The organism is Westiellopsis prolifica IICB1 (assembly GCF_004323185.1).
Lineage (GTDB): Bacteria > Cyanobacteriota > Cyanobacteriia > Cyanobacteriales > Nostocaceae > Pelatocladus > Pelatocladus prolificus_A.
Genome location: NZ_NAPS01000003.1, coordinates 66,085 through 85,086, shown reverse-complemented (window position 1 = coordinate 85,086; position 19,002 = coordinate 66,085). Strand labels below are relative to the sequence as shown.

At 42.2% G+C, this 19,002-nt stretch carries 18 protein-coding genes and 1 pseudogene; 15 read left to right on the top strand and 4 right to left on the bottom strand.

What is annotated here, in order from left to right; all coding sequences use genetic code 11:
* Positions 1-26: 26 nt before the first annotated feature.
* The 12 genes and pseudogenes from guaB (at position 27) to B4U84_RS25970 (ending at position 11,771) form a co-directional block, all read left to right on the top strand.
* Positions 27-1,223, top strand: coding sequence for an IMP dehydrogenase (guaB, locus tag B4U84_RS26025; RefSeq protein WP_131121113.1), 1,197 nt, complete (start codon positions 27-29; stop codon positions 1,221-1,223).
* A 25-nt stretch (positions 1,224-1,248) separates the two neighbouring features.
* The gene (locus B4U84_RS26020; protein WP_131121112.1) at positions 1,249-1,728 is read left to right on the top strand and encodes a phosphoribosyltransferase; all 480 of its coding nucleotides are present in this window, start codon (positions 1,249-1,251) and stop codon (positions 1,726-1,728) included.
* Between the two features lie 339 nt (positions 1,729-2,067).
* A complete protein-coding gene (locus B4U84_RS26015) occupies positions 2,068-2,277 on the top strand; it encodes a helix-turn-helix domain-containing protein (protein WP_131121111.1) in 210 nt (69 codons plus the stop codon).
* The gene (purF, locus tag B4U84_RS26010; protein ID WP_242677710.1) at positions 2,262-3,788 is read left to right on the top strand and encodes an amidophosphoribosyltransferase; all 1,527 of its coding nucleotides are present in this window, start codon (positions 2,262-2,264) and stop codon (positions 3,786-3,788) included. The genes B4U84_RS26015 and purF overlap by 16 nt, the downstream gene beginning before the upstream one ends.
* 151 nt (positions 3,789-3,939) lie before the next feature.
* A complete protein-coding gene (gene guaA, locus B4U84_RS26005) occupies positions 3,940-5,487 on the top strand; it encodes a glutamine-hydrolyzing GMP synthase (RefSeq protein ID WP_131121305.1) in 1,548 nt (515 codons plus the stop codon).
* A 174-nt stretch (positions 5,488-5,661) separates the two neighbouring features.
* A complete protein-coding gene (locus B4U84_RS26000) occupies positions 5,662-6,390 on the top strand; it encodes a transposase (RefSeq protein ID WP_510650816.1) in 729 nt (242 codons plus the stop codon).
* Positions 6,391-6,481: 91 nt separating this feature from the next.
* Positions 6,482-6,907 (top strand): annotated as a pseudogene (locus B4U84_RS31725) (IS701 family transposase); the annotation flags it as partial.
* A gap of 454 nt (positions 6,908-7,361) precedes the next feature.
* A complete protein-coding gene (locus tag B4U84_RS25990; RefSeq protein ID WP_131121110.1) occupies positions 7,362-8,525 on the top strand; it encodes a GuaB3 family IMP dehydrogenase-related protein in 1,164 nt (387 codons plus the stop codon).
* Positions 8,526-8,997: 472 nt separating this feature from the next.
* On the top strand, positions 8,998-9,231 hold the full coding sequence (locus B4U84_RS25985) for a hypothetical protein (RefSeq protein ID WP_131121109.1): 234 nt from the start codon (positions 8,998-9,000) through the stop codon (positions 9,229-9,231).
* A 5-nt stretch (positions 9,232-9,236) separates the two neighbouring features.
* A complete protein-coding gene (locus tag B4U84_RS25980; protein ID WP_131121108.1) occupies positions 9,237-10,433 on the top strand; it encodes a UbiD family decarboxylase in 1,197 nt (398 codons plus the stop codon).
* Positions 10,434-10,446: 13 nt separating this feature from the next.
* Complete coding sequence (locus tag B4U84_RS25975; protein WP_165490356.1) at positions 10,447-10,920, top strand: NUDIX domain-containing protein; 474 nt, start codon at positions 10,447-10,449, stop codon at positions 10,918-10,920.
* 155 nt (positions 10,921-11,075) lie between these two features.
* Positions 11,076-11,771 carry an HAD family hydrolase gene (locus tag B4U84_RS25970; RefSeq protein ID WP_131121106.1) on the top strand — a complete coding sequence of 232 codons (696 nt, stop codon included), beginning with the start codon at positions 11,076-11,078 and terminating at the stop codon, positions 11,769-11,771.
* Between the two features lie 68 nt (positions 11,772-11,839).
* Here B4U84_RS25970 and B4U84_RS25965 read toward each other — a convergent pair whose 3' ends face one another.
* A complete protein-coding gene (locus B4U84_RS25965; protein WP_131121105.1) occupies positions 11,840-12,838 on the bottom strand; it encodes an IS630 family transposase in 999 nt (332 codons plus the stop codon).
* Positions 12,839-12,920: 82 nt separating this feature from the next.
* Between B4U84_RS25965 and B4U84_RS25960 the strand changes: the two genes are divergently transcribed.
* Both B4U84_RS25960 and B4U84_RS32170 read left to right on the top strand, forming a co-directional pair.
* Positions 12,921-14,282, top strand: coding sequence for an MATE family efflux transporter (locus tag B4U84_RS25960; protein WP_131121104.1), 1,362 nt, complete (start codon positions 12,921-12,923; stop codon positions 14,280-14,282).
* A 212-nt stretch (positions 14,283-14,494) separates the two neighbouring features.
* Entirely contained in the window at positions 14,495-14,824 is a 330-nt protein-coding gene (locus B4U84_RS32170) for a transposase family protein (protein WP_131121103.1), read from the top strand.
* Here the strand turns inward: B4U84_RS32170 and ltrA are convergent.
* Together ltrA and B4U84_RS30860 are read right to left on the bottom strand one after the other, a co-directional pair.
* Entirely contained in the window at positions 14,789-16,555 is a 1,767-nt protein-coding gene (gene ltrA / locus B4U84_RS25950) for a group II intron reverse transcriptase/maturase (protein WP_131121102.1), read from the bottom strand. The two genes, B4U84_RS32170 and ltrA, sit on opposite strands and share 36 nt — an antisense overlap.
* Before the next feature lie 1,107 nt (positions 16,556-17,662).
* Positions 17,663-17,833, bottom strand: a complete 171-nt coding sequence (locus B4U84_RS30860) for a hypothetical protein (RefSeq protein ID WP_165490354.1) — start codon at positions 17,831-17,833, stop codon at positions 17,663-17,665.
* 63 nt (positions 17,834-17,896) lie between these two features.
* Between B4U84_RS30860 and B4U84_RS25945 the strand changes: the two genes are divergently transcribed.
* A complete protein-coding gene (locus B4U84_RS25945) occupies positions 17,897-18,523 on the top strand; it encodes a TnsB C-terminal domain-containing protein (protein WP_207391012.1) in 627 nt (208 codons plus the stop codon).
* Between the two features lie 55 nt (positions 18,524-18,578).
* Here the strand turns inward: B4U84_RS25945 and B4U84_RS25940 are convergent, their stop codons facing one another.
* Positions 18,579-18,818: a hypothetical protein gene (locus B4U84_RS25940; protein ID WP_131121100.1), complete on the bottom strand. Its 240-nt coding sequence runs from the start codon at positions 18,816-18,818 to the stop codon at positions 18,579-18,581.
* Between the last annotated feature and the right edge of the window lie 184 nt (positions 18,819-19,002).

Below are 19,002 nucleotides of genomic sequence, written 5' to 3'. Positions count from 1 at the left end.
CATCCAAAATTAAGGGACTCGATCAGATGATTACACCAGAAACTCCAATACCTATTGGTTTAACCTTTGATGACATTTTGCTAGTACCATGTCGAACAAGGGCTAAAAGCCGAAAGTATGTAGATGTAACAACCAACATTACTAAACAATTTCAGATCAAAGTACCAATTGTTTCGGCTAATACGCCTTGGTGTACTGAAGCTGCAATGGCAATTGCAATGGCGCAATTTGGAGGTGTCGGCTTTATACATCGTATGACAATTGTAGAAACACAAGCCGAGCAAGTACGGCAAGTCAAAGCAGTAAAGGTTGATTGGGAAATGTTTCCCAACGCTTCTGTAGCTGCTGACGGTCGTTTGCTAGTAGGGGCCGCAGTCGGAGTAAAAGATGACTATTTGGAACGCGCTAGTCTTTTGGTAGACAGTGGTGCCGATATCTTAGTGGTAGATATTGCTCACGGTCATGCCGATTATGCGATTGATGTTATTGCACAGCTCAAAGCACTTTATCCTAATGTAGACATAGTGGGAGGAAATGTTGCTACCGCAGAAGGTGTACACGATTTAATCGAGGCTGGTGCTGATGCAGTGAAAGTGGGTATTGGTCCTGGTGGTATCTGCACGACACGATTGGTTGCTGGCGCTGGTGTTCCCCAGATTACTGCAATCATCGAGTGTGCACATGAAGCTCGCAAACACGGTGTTCCAATAATCGCTGACGGCGGTATCCGCAGATCTGGAGACATTGCCAAAGCAATAGCCGTCGGTGCGTCATCGGTTATGCTAGGCAGTATATTGGCTGGTACTGATGAAAGCGCTGCACAACTCATAGAAAAGGACGGGCAAAAGTACAAAGTGACAACTGGCTTTGTGACTTTGGGGATGACACTGACACAAAAACGAATTCGTGGTGAAAAAATTACTGAGGATGAGTTCAAAAAGTATGTACCTGAGGGTGTGGAGGCTACCTTCCACCATCAAGGTTCGGTTGCCGAGGTGCTAACTCAGTATGTAGGTGGTTTGCAATCTGGAATGAGCTATTCTGGCAGTCTATCGATTCCAAAGTTTTGGGAAAATGCTCGCTTGATTCGCGTAAGTGGGGCAGGTCAAGCAGAGAACCAACCCCATGCACACAACCGTGCTCCCCAAATTCATCCAGATTATAAATCTGTTCTGATTAACAATGATTCAAACCAAAGTCAAACCACGTTTCAATCCAACTAAAAACACCTGGTAGGTTTACAGTAGAATGCCATATATATCTTGGGATGAAATAAACGGTTTAGTAGGGTTGCTAGCTGAGCGAGTCGCTGACAAGCCGATAGATGCAATTGTAGGGATTTCACGATCGGGACTCATTCCAGCAGTAATGTTGTCTCATGTATTGGGAGTGCGAAAATTTGCAGTTCTTGACATTATCCGCACCACTTCGGACAACGTCAACGCAGAGAAGACAAGAGCAAATTACAGAGGGCTACTTAATGAAGAATTCATAACAGGTCATAACGTTCTTCTTGTAGATGACATAGTTGGTGAAGGCATGACCTTACGCACTGCTCAGGAGGTTATTAAAAATCTTGGTACTAATGTAATTTCTGCAACCTTGGTTGTCAATCAAACTAATCTAGGCACAATTCCTTCAGAGTCAATAGTTGATTACTATGGCTGTATTGTTCATGAGTGGGTTGTCTTTCCATGGGAAGGTAAGGAGGCAAAGCAAATATTATAGATAAATAACAGGCAATCTTTTGCGACTAGACACAAATCTGCACACGGGAGCAACGCGAAAAAGTGAGATCGGGGTTTGGTTCTCAATTACACCCCTATATTCTCAACAAAACCTGGTTTTTTAGTTGCGATCGCATCCTGAAAACTTGCTATGTACGCCCCAGGTTTCAGCACCTCACAAAATCGCGTTGCTCCCTCTGCACACTCCGTTAGTGGTGGGTAATTTTATCAATCCCATTGTTGATAGTGCTAATTCAATCCTAAGTAAGTAGGCATGAAAAAACCAAACTATGTAAAGATAGGTAAATACGGAGAATGTATTTAGCGAGGTAACTAAAATATGGGCGCTCGTTTAAGTGTATTCCTGACTCGTGAGCAAGACCAAACTCTATTAACCCTAAGAACAGCAGATGTACCACAAAAAGTTAAAGACCGAGCAGAAGTAATCAGATTAAACGCACATGGCTGGTATGTGGAAAAAATAGCAGGTCATTTAAATTGGACTCCACAGACAGTAAGAGAGGTTTTGCACAAATGGAAAAAGCTATGATGTTCAACCATCTTGCTTCCAAGTATATTAATGAATACTCTGTTGAACCAAATGATTCGCATGGAGGCTCTACCAGACTTGCCGAATATGATAAACCAGAGGAGGCTTGTGGTGTAATTGGTGTTTATGCTCCTGGTGAAGATGTTGCAAAATTGGCGTACTTTTGTCTTTACGCCTTACAACACCGGGGTCAGGAATCTGCTGGAATCGCGACTTTTAAGGGAGAGGAGGTATATCTGCATAAGGATATTGGACTTGTATCCCAAGTCTTTAGCGAACCAATCCTGAACAAGTTACATGGTAGCTTAGCTATTGGTCATACTCGTTACTCTACCACTGGTTCCAGCCGCAAAGCTAATGCCCAGCCAGTTGTTGTAGACACCCTGTTGGGGAAATTAGCGCTTGCACACAATGGCAATTTAGTCAATATCATGCAGTTGCGCTCGGAATTGCTCAGTAACAACTGCAACTTAGTCACCACAACTGACTCAGAAATGATTGCTTTTGCGATCGCAGAAGAAGTGAATGCTGGTGCAGATTGGTTAGAAGGCGCAATCCGGGCTTTTCACCGCTGTTCTGGAGCTTTCAGTTTAGTCATTGGTACTCCTATGGGTGTCATGGGCGTCCGCGATGCCAATGGCATTCGCCCCTTGGTCATTGGCACTTTGGGTAGTCATCCAGTGCGTTACATCCTCGCTTCCGAAACTTGTGGTTTAGACATCATTGGTGCGAAGTACCTGCGGGATGTAGAACCGGGCGAGTTAGTTTGGATTACCGAGGAAGGTTTGGTTTCCTTCCACTGGAGTCAACGCCAACAGCGGAAGCTGTGTATTTTTGAGATGATTTACTTCGCCCGTCCCGATAGCCTCACGCACAATGAGAGTTTGTACAGCTACCGACTACGGTTAGGACGGCGGTTGGCTGAAGAATCTCCAGTTGTTGCTGATATTGTCTTTGGTGTACCTGATTCTGGTGTACCTGCTGCTATCGGCTTTTCCCAAGTCTCTGGAATTCCCTACGCTGAAGGACTGGTTAAAAATCGCTACGTTGGGCGCACCTTTATTCAGCCGACACAAAGTATGCGCGAGTCGGGCATCTACATGAAACTCAATCCCCTCAAAGATGTGCTGTATGGCAAACGGGTCATCATTGTGGATGATTCCATTGTCCGTGGAACCACCAGCCGCAGCCTGGTCAAAACCTTGCGTGATGTCGGTGTGGAAGAAGTGCATATGCGAATTTCCTCGCCTCCTGTGACTCACCCCTGCTTCTATGGCATCGATACAGATAGCCAAGAGCAACTCATTGCTGCCAAAAAATCAGTGGCAGAAATTGCCAAACAACTAGGAGTAGACACCCTCGCCTATCTCAGTAGAGAGGGAATGCTGCAAGCGACAAAAGAAGACCCTAACAGTTTCTGTTCCGCTTGTTTTACTGGTGATTATCCTATTCCAGTTCCTGACATAGTCAAGCGTTCTAAGTTAATGCTTGAAAAATTAACCACTGTCTGAAACTGCAGGCGGCGGCATTTACAACCTGAACGCAGTTTTCGGTATTGCTAGATTAACTGCTACGTAGTTAGATTATCAACAGGATATAACCGTGACTCTCCAGATCGAACACCCGCGTCAGACTTCCTACTTGGGACAGATCAATCGTCAGATGATAGTCATCCTAGACTTTGGCTCCCAGTATTCACAACTGATTGCTCGTCGCATTCGCGAAACTCACGTCTATTCGGAAGTGCTTTCTTACCGCACCACTGCTGACCAACTCCGAGAGCTAAACCCAAAGGGGATTATTCTCTCAGGCGGACCCAATTCAGTTTACGACCGGGGGGCACCTCAGTGCGACCCAGAAATTTGGAACTTAGGGATTCCTGTACTGGGAATATGTTACGGTATGCAACTCATGGTACACCAGTTCAATGGTGTCGTGGGACGTGCTGACCGGGCTGAGTATGGAAAAGCATCTCTATTGATTGATAACCATACAGATTTACTGAGAAATGTCGAAGATGGCATTACGATGTGGATGAGTCACCAAGACTCCGTTACTCGTTTGCCAGATGGGTTTAACCTGCTAGCTCACACTGATAATACTCCCTGTGCAGTGATCGCCTGCCATGAGAAGAAGTTGTATGGAGTTCAGTTTCACCCGGAAGTGGTTCACTCTATTGGGGGGTTAACCTTAATTTGCAACTTCGTTTACAACATCTGTGGCTGCAAACCGAGTTGGACTACCACCGCCTTTGTGGAAGAAACGACTCGAGAAATCCGGGACAGAGTCGGAAACAAGCGAGTGTTACTAGCTCTTTCCGGTGGAGTGGATTCTTCTACCCTCGCCTTATTACTCCATCAGGCAATTGGCAATCAGCTCACATGCGTATTTATTAATCAAGGCTTTATGCGTAAGAATGAGCCGGAACAGCTAATCAGGTTATTTCAGAAGCACTTTCAGATTCGAGTTGAGTATGTGAATGCTCGCGAGCGCTTTTTCAACGCAATTGCTGGCGTTACCGATCCAGAAGAAAAACGCAAGCGGATTGGTCATGAGTTTATCCGCGTGTTTGAAGAAAAGTCCAAGCGCCTCGGTCCTTTTGACTACCTAGCCCAAGGCACACTCTATCCCGATGTGATTGAATCAGCTTCTACAAACATTGACCCCCAAAGCGGTGAGAAGATTGCGGCAAAAATCAAGACCCATCACAACGTTGGCGGTTTGCCAAAAGACCTACGTTTTAAGCTAGTCGAACCCCTACGCAAACTATTTAAGGATGAAGTCCGCAAAATTGGTTGCTTCATCGGCTTACCAGATGAAATGGTGCAACGGCACCCCTTCCCTGGACCTGGCTTAGCTATTCGCATCTTGGGTGAAGTCACTCCTGAGCGGTTAGAGATTTTGCGGGAGGCAGATGACATTGTCCGTCAGGAGATTCATCACCGAGGGGTGTACAACGATTTTTGGCAAGCTTTTGCAGTGTTGCTGCCAGTCCGCAGTGTGGGTGTTATGGGCGACCAGCGTACCTATGCTTACCCCATTGTCTTGCGCTTTGTTTCCAGTGAAGATGGGATGACTGCTGATTGGTCTCGCGTTCCTTACGATCTGCTGGAAACAATCTCAAACCGAATTGTCAATGAGGTTAGGGGGGTCAACCGCGTAGTCTATGACATCACTTCAAAGCCGCCAGGAACGATTGAGTGGGAGTAGTTACTCTCTACAATCTCAATACCTAATAAACTTGAAGTTTGCCTTTCGGCACAGCAAAAGCATCTGCCTTGACTCACATTCCGTACTGAGGTTCTATCTTAGGACTTACGCATTGACAGAATGGTAAAATAATGCAGCCAGAAATGAAAGTTGTCTACAAAGAGGTATCGGACAATTAGAGAAATCAGCAAAACCTCAACAGCACAATGCAATCTGGAACACTACACCCTATTTCTGCTATCAGAACCAAAGCATGGGGGGTGCAGTAGGTTAGCGGAAATACTTGGAGACGTTTCCCATGATAGTGTGAATCGATTTTTGCTCAGAGAAAGATACAAACCGAAAGATTTGTTCGACAGGGTAAAGAGCATAATAAATTTGATCGGGGGTATTCTAAGTGTTGATGATACAGTAATAGAAAAGCTTTATAGTCAGCCAGAAAATGCAGAATTAATTGGCTATTTCTGGTCAGGCAAATACCATAAAACGATAAAAGGGTTAAATTTAATAACGCTATATTACAGTGATACACATGGGAATTCAGTGCCAATAAACTACAGAATATATGACAAGAAGGAGGGAAAAACCAAAAACAATTATTTTCAAGAGATGTTAATAGAAATAATTAGCTGGGGCTTAAAACCAAGACTAGTAACAGGAGATAGTTGGTACTCAGGAATAGAAAACTTAAAATTTTTAAGAAACCAGAAATTGGGTTTTCTATTCGGAATTGAGAAAAATAGAACTGTCTCAAATGAGCCGGGTAAGTATTTTAAGAAGGCAGAAGGCAGAAGGCAGGAGGCAGAGGGAATCCCCATAAATAAATTGAGGGGATTTAACAAGGACACCTTTTTCCTTGCACTACGTGTTTCGGAAAAAATCTTTTTTCTTCTTCATAAATAAATTTAGGGGCTTGTGACCCTTTTGGCAGAGGGACAAACAAACAAATTCTTCCCTTCTGCCTCCTGCCCTCTGCCCTCTGCCTTTCTTCGGTCAAGTAAGCAGTCTAGCTATTCCTGATGAAGGATTGATAACTCATTTGCGAGAATTTGGATTTATCAAGTTGTAAAGGTGCGACTTCAAAAAAGAAGACACTAGACACTACATTTTATATATTCCAGATGATGACGCTCTCAAACAGGTAACAAGAAGTGAATTTGTGACAATTCATGATACCCATTGGGGAATTGAAAGTTTTCACAGAGCTATCAAACAAGTATGTGGGATTTGCCGATTTATGGTGAGAGATAGTTACGCAATTAAAACACACATATTTTGTTCACTTCAAGCATTTGTTCGTTTAGAGCAAATGCGCTGTGAAAACATCATTTCTAATTGGTATGAGTTGCAAAGGAACTTATTCACTTTAGTTGTGCGTGAGTACATAGTGGACAATCTCACCAATACTTGTACTGCCTAGTATGCATGGATGTAATTTTTTGTCAATGCGTAAGTCCTATATCTAATGAATCATCCTTTGTAGCTGATGACATGGCATTACTATGCGATTCATTCACGCAAGCTAAGTATTTTTATTTAGAAAGAACTGGCAAAGAAGGGTAAGGAAGAAATCCCTGAAATCCCTTCTAAAACCAATACCTTTGCCAAAATAAGAGCCTAGAAAATTTTTGGCAAAACTGCCAAAATTACCTATACATAAGCGTTTCGCTTAAAAGGTAGTTTGTCATCTCAAACCCTTATACTGCGGTCAATACGTTAAAAAAACCTTGTGGTCAACCTTAAAGGAATTTTTAGAACTTATTGTTTTTGCCAAACCTCAGAGAACAGCGAGTTGATAGTGAAAGCGTCATCAGCTCACCCTCGTAAATTGGCGAAGGTATTGAAAACTATATAGCTTTGGGAACATTAAGAGTATGGACATTCAAATTGGGAGAAGAAAAACAGCTCGCAGAGCCTACGGTATAGATGAAATTGCTTTAGTCCCCGGTAATAGGACACTCGACCCAAGTTTGGCAAATACTAACTGGCGTATTGGCAATATAGAGCGAGAAATCCCGATTATTGCCAGTGCAATGGATAGCGTAGTAGATGTCCGCATGGCTGTACGTTTGTCGCAATTAGGGGCATTGGGTGTCCTCAACTTAGAGGGAATCCAAACTCGCTATGCTGACCCTGAGCTAATTTTAGATCGAATCGCCTCCGTGGGTAAAAATGAATTTGTTACCCTGATGCAACAACTATATGCTGAACCAATAAAGACGGAATTAATTGAACAACGTATTCAGGAAATTAAACAACTTGGTGGTATTGCGGCGGTGAGTGCTACCCCAGTAGGAGCAAGCAAATATGGTGAGGTGGTGGCAAAAGCTGGGGCAGATTTATTTTTTGTGCAAGCGACGGTGGTTTCTACGGCACACCTGTCTCCAGAGTCGTTAGTACCTTTGGATTTAGCGGAATTTTGCCGTTCAATGCCCATACCCGTAGTGTTGGGAAATTGCGTCAATTACGAAGTCATCTTGAATTTGATGAAAGCTGGGGCTGCTGCTGTGATGGTGGGAATTGGTCCTGGGGCGGCTTGTACCTCCCGTGGGGTGTTAGGTGTAGGTGTGCCACAGGCAACTGCGATCGCTGACTGTGCAGCCGCTAGAGATAATTACTACCAAGAAACTGGTAACTATGTCCCTGTGATTGCCGATGGCGGTTTAATCACTGGTGGCGACATCTGCAAGTGCATTGCTTGTGGTGCTGATGCTGTGATGATTGGCTCTCCCCTTGCAAAAGCCACCGAAGCGCCAGGACGAGGCTATCATTGGGGGATGGCAACACCTAGCCCAGTCCTACCTCGTGGCACTCGCATTCACGTTAGCGTCACTGGCACTTTAGAACAAATTATCACGGGACCAGCACAACTCGACGATGGTACCCATAACCTGCTAGGGGCGTTAAAAATGAGCATGGGTACACTGGGAGCCAAAAACATTAAGGAAATGCAGCAAGTGGAAGTTGTGATTGCTCCCTCTCTTTTGAGTGAAGGAAAGGTTTACCAAAAAGCGCAGCAGCTAGGTATGGGTAAGTAGCGCTCTTAAATCACTCTGACGAGATAAAAATAAATACCAATTCCCGAATTTTGGGAAAAAGCTCGTTTCATTCAAGTTACTGCTGCCGGACAAGCAGAAAATAAACCTCATATTCTGACGCGAAATATCCAAGTTCATCCAGATTACCGCAATCTGATTGCACAAAAAAAATTAGAACAAAACTCTGTTGATTAGCTCGTAATTTCAGTTGATTTGCAACTGTTGCTCGTCACCGACGATCTCCAGATTCATCCTGGTTATAGTTTTGTTATAATCTAGAGTGGTAAAACTTGCTAGAGTAGATTTTTCATGATTGAAATAGGCGTAAATAGGTAAACCAAAATTTTCAATAATAACGAATTTCCTATGTTTAAGTTTTTGCTCTAGCTAGCTTTGCCACGCTAGGTTATAATTAATAGTAATTACCAGCCAAATTCAACAATGTTTAAATTCGACTAAAAACCTAAATAGATTGAGAATAGAATGCCACATAGCATATATTATTTATTGGAATGAAATCAACGGTTTAGTAGGGTTGTTAGCCGCTAAAGAGATTCTGAAAAATCTTGGTGCGAATGCGATGTCTGCCACTTTGGTCATCAATCAAGCAAATTTAGGCACAATTGCTCCAGAGGCAATAGTCGATTACTGTGGCTGTATTGTTCATGAGTGGGTTATTTTTCCTTGGGAAGGTAAAGAGGTATAAGCATTATGCGTAAGGCACTCAAGTTGAGCAAATTGTTTATTGTTGATCGCCCTATTGACCCAGACCTTGGCATCACCCATTTTATCAGTAAGTGGAGCGATCACTACGGCTACTATCCTACTTTTCAATTCAATCAGATCCAGAATGCTCCGTCATTCCGGCTGATCATGAATTTGCTAAAACGCGACTTGCTCGCAAGTTATTTAGACGTAACACCAAACGTTAATCTTGCCTCTGTACTAGCTAATCGCCTAGACACAAGTGAAGCTAAAATATTCCGTGGCTCAAGTCTTGCGACTCAAGAACTAAGCGGACTTGGCAGCTTGCCGATTATGCGTCATCAGCCAGGGGATGTCGGCAAATACATGACTTCTTTTGTTGGTAGCTTGATTGACCCTGACACAGGTAGTGTTAACTTGGGTTTTTATCGCATACTTGTAATTGCAGAAGATCGTGCAGTCATTTTCATGGACCCCCGCACCGATGCTTACAAGATTGCTCAACGCTGGCGATCGCGTGGACAAGAAGCTTTGATAACGTTGTATAATGGTGGTCCCCTAAACACTTATCTGGCTGCATCTGCGGCTATTGCACCAGATATCGACAGCTATGAAACAGCAGCGAAACTGGCTGATAGGCCCCTGATTATTGACGATAATTCCTACCCTCCAGCACCAACAGAGGCTGAAATTGTCATTCACGGCAAAGTTCTCAACGAATTTGCAGCTGAAGCTCCATTTGGTGAATTCAAAGGATATTACTCTCCAGAAACCCAAAGCCCAGTGCTGATGCTTGAAAAAATTACCTGTCGTCCTTCCCCGTATTTTCTGGGCATATTTTGTGGTAGAGAAAGCGGCTTGACGTTAATGTCTTTACAGAACGAATTTTTGATTTTCCAACATTTAAACAAGCTTGGTTTTGAGTTCAACAAAGTCAGTTGTCCTCTGGGAGCATTTGGGGAGTTTTTGACACTTATTGAAACACCTTATCCGTCTTCAGAAATCCTTTATGCTACTATGAATTTCGACAAAAGAACGAAAATAGTTGTAGTTGCTCAAAACATTGAATATGCCTTAAAAGAGCTTTCAATATTTGATTTCGAGGTTCATACTGAACCATATATCAAGCGTGGTAAGCGTCAAGGTGAACGACTAGGTATAGTCGTCAACCGCACTATTCAATATCAGTGGACTGAATATTAACGTTATGATTGGGATGCCTAAGTTAACCACTCTGGTCTACTGCGTAGAAAATGACAAAGTTCTACTCGCACAGCGTAAAAAGGAACCATTTGTGGGGTACTGGATTGCTCCTGGTGGTAAGATTGACCCTGGAGAATCCCCTTACGAATGTGCAATTCGCGAACTTGCTGAGGAAACAGGTCTAAATGCCCAAAACCCGCGACTAAGGGGGATTGTTACCGAAACTTCTCCACGCTCAGATTGGCAATGGATGATATTCATCTATGTGGTGACTAGCTTCAGCAAAACCATTATTTCCGACGAACGTGAAGGTATTTTAAGATGGTGTCCATTAGCAAATTCCGTAGACCTCCATATGCCAGAAGCAGATCGCATATTCTTTCCCAGAGTGCTAGATATCAATCAACCAGTTTACCAGGCTACATTTTACTACGATGATAACTTGTTGCTCAACAAAGTTTCTGAACATCCCGCATGGGTTTGTTGAAACTACCACTTTTTAAAGTTAAAAACTTAATAGAGAAAACGGGTTTTAGTTCAGAGGTATATAAGGAAGGTCAAATAATTTGTCAACAAGAAGAAATAACGTATGCTTATTTCTTACTTACTAGAAAATTCGATTGAGAGATAACGAAAAAAGATATGTTTGAAATTATAGCTTTTGATGCCGACGATACATTGTGGCACAATGAGATGATTTTTCAGGATACACAGCAATTGCTCTACCAAATGTTGAAGCCTTATGCTGATGAGGAAGTTGTTCATGAAAAATTGTCGAAAATTGAGATGTCTAACCTTCGGCTATTCGGTTACGGAATCACAGGTTTTACTTTATCTATGATCGAAACTGCCCTAGAGATTTCAGGTGGACAGATTCCTCAAAGCCAAATTCAATATATTATTGATTGTGGTAAGCAGATGCTAGAAGCACCGATTGAGCTACTGCCTGATGTCAGACCAACTTTAGAAAAATTAATCGACTCTTATTCTCTGATGCTGATCAGTAAAGGTGATTTAATGCATCAAATGAATAAGGTAGAGAGTTCAGGTTTAGCAGAACTTTTCTCTCTGATTGAAATTGTTCATGAAAAGAATAAGCATACTTATAAAAAGATTGTTCACAAACACGGAATTACACCTTCATTATTTATGATGGTTGGTAACTCAATGCGGTCTGACATTCTGCCAATATTAGAGATTGGTGCTAGTGCCGTATATATACCCTATCATGTTACTTCTCATGTGGAGATGGCAACGCAGTCAGATGTACAATCAAGTAATTTATGGCAGTTAGAGTCATTGAAAGAGCTACCACAACTTCTGAGTACACTAATCTAAACTATGGTAAAAAAATATGTACTCACGGGAGGACCTGGTGCTGGGAAAACAAGTCTATTAATAAGTAGTTAGACAAAATTAATTACAAAACTTTTTCCAAATTCTTTTAGGATTTTTTCTACAGATGCAACGTAAGTTTCCCAACTTTTGTAAGCATCTATCTCAATCCATTCATACTTGATAAACCGCCATAAGATTTCAATTAAATTTAATTCAGGAGAGTAAGAAGGCAACTCAAAGATAGTAATGTTACGTTGTTTCCACTCTTCAAGCTTGTCAAAAATAGCATCGCTGGTATGAATAGAAGCTTGATCTGTGACAATCACTGTTGGCTTGTCTACTGCGCTCAAGAAAGTATCAATACAAGCAATAACCACATCAGAATTAATACTCTGAGATGAAATATAAGTTTCCAGATGGTTATTTCTGTTCATTATTCCCAGCACATTTATGCGACGACTACGGCGGCTAGGAATTGTTAAATATTCTCCGATATTCTGCCAGCCATAGGGAACACAAAGAATCAAGCAAAATCCCGTTTCATCCAAATAATATAAATCAATTTTGCCCTGAGCATCCAATTGCTTTAATTCTTCTAGCTGTGCCTTTTTATCTTGATATTCCTGGGTTGGAGGCTCTCCTCCAACCCCTCTACGCATACGATGCCAACTCATCGAGAGCATTTTTAGTATTCTTTGAATTGTTTTTGTACTTGTATTTATTCCCCATGATTCCTGAATTTTTTGTTTGACCTGTTTTAGTTGCCTTGGTGATTGTTTAGTCCACTCTTTAATTTGTTCTTTTTGAGCAAAGCTAAATGTGGGTTTACAGCCCCGCCCAGGTTTGTTATATAATCCCACCATCCCCGATGATTCCCATCTATTTAACCAGTTATAAATTGTCTTGCTACTTACTTGAAAAATCTCTATAAGTTGTTCTACTTTTGTTCCTTGCGAAGCTAATATTAAGCAATGCGCTCTTTGACGCACATCATGATATCGGCTTTGTCGATAAATTCGTTCTAATAATTTAGCTGAAAGTGGATCTATTGACCGAATGAGTATCATTATTAGTTATGAAGAATGCATCTCTTTTAGCCTGACATACTTTGTACTCATTTTTGTAATTAATTCTGTCTGGCTACTTATTATGTTTTCTGAAATAAAGAAATGTCTCTTGTTAGCCATACCTCTCTCCTCAGCACAACTGGCTCAGGGAGCGACTGGTTTTGTGGATACGGTAATGATGGGTTGGCTAGGAAGTCAGACCATTGCATCTGGAGGTTTAGGAGCTAGTATCTTTGGCTTTTGTCTGCTGCTCTTTACTGGTATTGTTTCTGCTGTTAGTCCCTTAGCTGCCCAAGCACACGGAGCTGGAAATCAAGAGAAAGTCGGGACAATTGTACGGCTGGGACTAGGGATATGTCTGATACTAGCAATACCGATTACTTTACTGTTTTGCAATGGAGGTACTGTACTCCTGTTACTAGGGCAGGATGCTAACACAGCAGCATTAGCACAGACTTATTTGAGAGCGATCGCACTGGGTTTCATTCCTGCTTTAGGCTTTGCGGTACTTAAAAGTTTTCTTTCTGCTCTGTTGCAACCGCAATTAGTGATGGTGACTGTAGTTTTGGGTACTTTGCTCAACATCGCTGCTAACTATGTGCTGATGTTTGGCAAGCTGGGTTTTCCAGTAATGGGTTTAGCTGGTATCGGTTGGGCAAGCACATTCTCACTTTGGAGTATGTTTGTTGCTTTGACAGTTTATGTATGTAATCAACCTCAATTTGCAGTATATGGTATTTTTCAACCCTCATTTTACAAAGCTTTTACCTTAGAACATCGCCATATCATTGGCGAGATTTTTCAGGTTGGGCTGCCCATCGGCGGACTGATTGCAGTAGAAGTAGGACTGTTCACTGTCGCCACTTTCTTGATCGGGCAATTAGGAATAAATGCCCTTGCTGCTCATCAAATTGTTTTACAAACAATTTCTATGTCGTTCCAGATTGCGCTGGGTGTTTCTATTGCGACAACAGTTCGTGTTGGGCAGTTAGCCGGACAAAATGACCTAGCTGGCACTCGTCTGGCTGGATATGTAGGCATTGCCATTGCAGCTTTATCTATGGCTGTAGCAGCCATTGCATTTTGGTTAGTGCCAAAGTCGATTATTTCTCTTTACATTGACATTAACGACCAGAACAATGCACAGGTGGTTGCCCTGGCAGTGAAATTGCTGGGAGTGGCAGCGATTTTTCAAATAGTTGACGGTGTGCAAGTTACTGCGGCGGGAGCATTACGCGGACTCAAAGACACTCGAATCCCTATGTTAATTGGAATTTTTGCTTATTGGTGTGTTGGCTTATTTACTGGTTATACTTTTGGAATCACGTCGGGCTATGGAGCTATTGGTCTTTGGTGGGGATTGGCTATTGGTTTAGCCCTCGCTGCAATAATCTTGACTTGGCGCTTTAGCACCAGAACAACCATCCGTGAGAGGTTAGAATAAAGCGCCTTTTGTCAATCAGCTAAAATACTCAAAGGGGTATGAGTAGCATTCGCGCAGAAAACCGGGTTAAGAGATATTACATGAGTAATACAAGCATTTTTAGAAGCTGAAACCCTTATTTTATCGTTGACTAGTGACTCGATAATAAGTAGATCTCTTGCAGAATTATTTTATGGTAAGATAGGGAATTTTTAGCTTGATTAAACTCACTTATGCGATACGAGCAAACAAAAAAACTATCAAATCGAGAGTTCAAACGTCTGGTGGGAGTGCAAAGGCTGACATTTGCTCAGATGGTCAAAGTCATGGGAGATACTACGCAAACCAAACAAACGCGTGGTTGCCCTCCCAAGCTAGATTTAGAAGACCAAGTTTTGATCTGCTTACAGTATTGGCGAGAATATCGCACTTACTTCCATATTGCTGGTGATTGGTCGGGTAACATTGGGGTGTCGCCACCCCGCAGTCCCCTAAGAACGGCTCGTGACTGTTACCAATCAAGCCGCTCAAGCCTCAGTAACTTCCCAGTCGTTGGGCGTTGAAGAAAGCTTCTGTTTGCTGGATTTGTTGCTATGTACGGTGTGGTGGCAGGCTTGGTGTAGCCAAACTAAATTATTTAGAGAGTCATCACCGCCATTATGCACAGGGATTTTATGATGTAGATGCAGTGGTTCAGCATTGTAAATAGACTCACCACATACTGGACAAAGATGTCCTTGTTTTTCAGCCACTTTGAGGTAGAAACTATTGTTGGCAAATCGGGTTTTACCGAATTTAGTGGCTCTGTCTGCCCAGTACTTTCGCAGTGTGGGGTCGTCAGGTGAATTTGCGCCTGCGACTTTAATGTGTCGAATAATTGGAGTAGAAGAGGCTTTGAAAAGACTTATGGTCTTTTGCTTACCTCTACGGTCTGATATTTGGGCAATAAAGTCCCACTTGGTAAGGTAGGCGGCTTTGCCCTGTACGTTAAAATAACGTTTGGCAATCCATTTTCTACCTTTGTTAGGGTGTCGTCTTTTTACCCATCTATATAACGCTGTCCATATTTCGCTATCAAAGTAGCAGAGGACTTGTTTTGAGCAAACGGTTCTGTAGTAGTTGGCGAAACCTCTGATAATCGGATTGAGGTAGTTTATAACCGCCTGTTGTGATGCGTTGAGATTCTTCTTGAGCCAGGCTCTAATCTCGGTGAGTTTGTTTAGAACTTTTTGTTTTTCTGGCTTTATTATGGTTTTGCCATTGTATTGCCGTACATGAAAGCCTAGATAATCAAACCCTTGTTCAATATGAACGAACTTGGTTTTTTCTAGGTTAAGTTCTAAACCCCTGATTTGAAGTAACGTTTTTACGTGTGAGAGAATTTCGCCGATGAGTTGTGCGTTAGAGGCTGTGATTAGGAAATCATCAGCAAACCGTATAAATCCATAGGGACATACGTATTTAATGCTAGTATAGAATTTCCCATTTTTGTGAGTATACGTATATCTCTTTTTGACTGTTAAACCGCATATATATCTCCCTATACCGTCTAGCGCTATGTTGGCTAACAGTGGTGAGATAATGCCGCCTTGTGGCGCTCCGGCTTTAGTCTGATTGAGTTTACCGTATTCTACGTATCCAGCTTTGAGCCATCCTCTGACATAATCGATACCGGGCAACATCTTCACTTTTTCATCAATGAATTTGTGATCAATGTTGTCGAAAGCACCTTTGACATCTGCGTCTAGTATCCATAAATCGTTACCAGCCGCAAATCTAGTGAATACTTGTTCGATTGCGTCGTGAGTACTTCTACCTGGTCGAAAACCGTACGAGTGTTCCTCGAATGAGGTTTCAAAGTACGGTTCCCAAGCATTGAGAATTATGGCTTGTTTTATTCTGTCTACTACAGTTGGAATTGAGAGCGGTCTTAACTTGCCTTTTGTCTTGGGTATATATACGCGCAAAGCGGGTGATATATCCCTCGGTTTAAATTCCCTAACCAATTGAATCAATTTGATTCTTTCAGTTGGAGTGATAGCAGTGAAGCCGTCAACACCTGCCGTTTTCTTACCCTGATTAAGTTGTGTTACCCTACGTATAGCAACAAGTAGGTTGGAGAAGCTGCGTATCATTAGCTTCATTAGGCTTTTGACTTTGCGCCAATTACCTAACTGGGTTGCACGGAAAATCCTTCTTCTGAGGTTCTTGACTCTACGTGTGGCTAACTTCCAGTTGATGTCAGCCCAAGTAAGCGTCTCTACTCCATTTTCGTTGTCGAATCTAATTTTCATAGTGACTTCAGTATCCTCGATTAATTCATTTCCGTCCGAGACCAGATGGAAGTCAGCCGCGTTTTCAGCGTGGAGTGGTCGTTTCAACCCCCATCCCTTCCATTACAAAAAGGCGTCCGCTTTCTCCATCCTCCTTTACCCCCCTTGGGATTGCTCCTTCCTTACGGTCGGGCTACTTAAGAAATCGACCTTTCTTAAGACCAATTGGGGCTTACCGTGTTTTATATGCTAGACAATCGATTTGTTGGGGTTCCGTTACTACTCCGGGAGGAACTTTGGCAGTAGAATATAACGCATAGCCTTTATATTCCGTCCTCCTACCGTTTTGGTGATGGGTGTGGTCAAGTCATGTTCCGCAGGGTGCGGATTTCACCCATGTGTGACTCATTTCGGAGCGGTTACGGTTTGCTAACGCTAACCCTTTGAAATCTTTCCCTTGCCTATCAACGGACTCCGTGACTTCGGAGGGTATTACTACCTGTTTAGCTTTCGTGGTCTGCATCCCACCAGTTTCGTTACCTAGCTGGCGTGACCCTATGCATTAGTCAGATCTTTCTTAACAAAAGGGTGAAGAGGTAGGATAGGTGCATAGTAAGGGTTTGAGAGAAAAAGGTATTAAGCAAAGAGAGTGGAGATGAGGTAAAAAGCAATAAAAGTAAATATGAATTGTGTATAAAGTAAACAGAAAATGTAGAAAAAAGAAGAAAATTGTAATTAAGTTAAAAATCAGTAACAGATGAGAACAAAGTGAATTGAAGAGGCTAGAAGGTATATTAGGTAAAGGTTTGAGTGTATTTGAGACTGTAAAAAGTTAACAAAACTTAAGTATCAACAAGTAGTTAGATTTCAAAGAAAAGTGATCAAAAAGTGATCTAAAAGTAGCAACAACTAGTTAGATTTAAGAGAAAAGTGATCTAAAAGTGATCTAAAAGTAGCAACAACTAGTTAGATTTAACAAGAAAGTGATCAAAAAGTGGAAAATTGAGTAGAAAAGCGATCGCTTTGAGAAAGTATGTGAGAAAAAGGGATTAGGAATTTCTAACAGATGTGAGTAAATAAAAGAAACAGTGATAAGCTGCCAGCGACTTCATGTAGAAAGAGGAAAATTTAAGATGAGCCTATCCTGTCGAGTACGGAGATAAATGTCGTCAATCCGGCGTTATTTGTCGTCCAGACAATCAACCCTAATGCTTGTGGAGTAAAGGTTTCTGGGGTGTAGTATGGCATAGTTTCAGAATTCAAAGCAATTTGTCGCAAATTTTGTTGTGAAAATTCCACGTTATTTGTCGTAAGATAGTAAATCAACAAACAGGAGTAAAAAAGGCATAAGAGAAAGTGAGTGTGGAGGAATTGCCTTTCGAGGTGCAGCAGCGACTGGAGGTAATTCAACAGTTGATGAGGTATCGAGGCAGCGATCGCTACGGGATAGTTCAACAGCAAGCAGCACAGCAGTTGGGGATTAGCGTCCGGAGTTTACAGAGATTGGTGCGCTCGTGGCAGTCTCAGGGTATAGCAGGGTTGTATCGCCAAAAGCGATCGGACAATGGAACAGTCAAAATAAGTCGGTTTTGGCAGGATTTTATTCTCAAAACATATCATGAGGGGAACCGAGGCGGACGCCAGATGACACGCGCTCAGGTTTTCGTGCGAGTGAAAGTACTCGCGCAAGAACTTGGTAGGGATGATTATCCAGGCCGGACGACTGTGTACCGAGTGTTACAGCCTCTGATAGACAAGTATGCTCAAAAACAACGAGTGCGATCGCTTGGATGGAAAGGTTCGAGCCTGATTGTCAAAACCCGTGAAGGACTGGAAATAGCAGTAGAGTGGAGCAACCAGGTTTGGCAATGCGACCATACCAAAGTAGATGTCTTAGTTGTAGACCAAACAGGAGAAATACTAGGAAGACCTTGGTTAACAACTGTAATTGATACATATTCTCGTTGTTATGTAGAATCCACGTCGTAGAAACGTTTGTATGACTACCTGTTCGCAAAAGATTCTATAACGTAAGCGGCGAAAATTAATTTTCCTGTTCCATAAGAGCTTTTGCTTCTCGCCAAAACATCAACTCATATTTGGCAGGTAGATCGTCTGTTTTGACTCTGACCATTAATTTCCCATTTTGTGTTGGCAAGTAATTCTTGGGAAGATTTTGACAAAAGCCAATCTCAATCGCTGAACTGTACCAACGGTCAAATTCATCATCTTCTATTGTTGTTGGCTTGTTTTGAATATTAGGTTCTGCCTCATCACGGATCATTGCCAGAAGACAAGCCCCAGGATCAGTAGATCACAAACTTTTCCCGAAAGGATGATCGCTGGTGAGATGCAGCACACTTTCAGGGAAAATACATAATAAAAAGTTATAGTTGACTACGAGCTAAAAAATGAAATGATTTAGAGTTGTGAATCAAAATGTGGTGAAAAAAATTGACTGTTTTACG